This window comes from Arthrobacter sp. CAL618 (assembly GCF_000468215.1).
Classification (GTDB): Bacteria; Actinomycetota; Actinomycetes; order Actinomycetales; family Micrococcaceae; genus Arthrobacter_D.
This window is the reverse complement of the sequence record NZ_ASZW01000285.1, coordinates 11,725-12,266: the sequence shown is the minus strand read 5'-3', so window position 1 is coordinate 12,266 and position 542 is coordinate 11,725. Positions and strand designations below refer to the sequence as shown.

Genomic DNA, 542 nt, shown 5'->3' with positions numbered 1-542 from the left:
CTCGTCGACGCCTGGCTGGAAGGCGCGGAGAACGACGCCGTCGGGCAGGGTGATCTGGTCGGCGGTGGGAGCCAGGACCGACTCCTCCAGTGCGGCCCGGGTCTGACGCATCCGCCACAGTTCCCGCACGGGCGCGAACCCATTCTTGGTGGCCAGGCTGACAGCCGCCGCGTGATTGCCGTGGGACCAGGCATGCAGATTCGGCAACCCGTGGGCCTGGACGGCGTCGGCCAGGGCGGTCCCGACTCCCTGGCTGCGGTAGGTCGGCCGGACCACAAGCTCGAGCACGCCCGGGTCGCCAGCTTCACCCTCATCGGCATTATCAGCGCCGGTCCCGGTGCGGGGCAGGCTCACCACCGCAACCCCGGCCAGTTCTTCGGTGTCGTGGGATGCCCCAGCCGGATCTCCGCCGGAAGAGTCGTCGTCGACCGCGTAGGTGGCGAAAACCAGCAGTGACCCCGGATGGGCACCCGCGGTTTTCAGGTTGACCAGGGTCTGCTCGGACAGAGGAGGGTTGCCGTCGGCCTCCGCGGCAGCCGCGG

The 542-nt window shown here is 70.1% G+C and carries 1 protein-coding gene; it reads right to left on the bottom strand.

What is annotated here, in order from left to right; all coding sequences use genetic code 11:
* Positions 1–542: GNAT family N-acetyltransferase (locus K728_RS23415; protein WP_443111015.1), on the bottom strand; the 542-nt coding region annotated here is incomplete at both ends.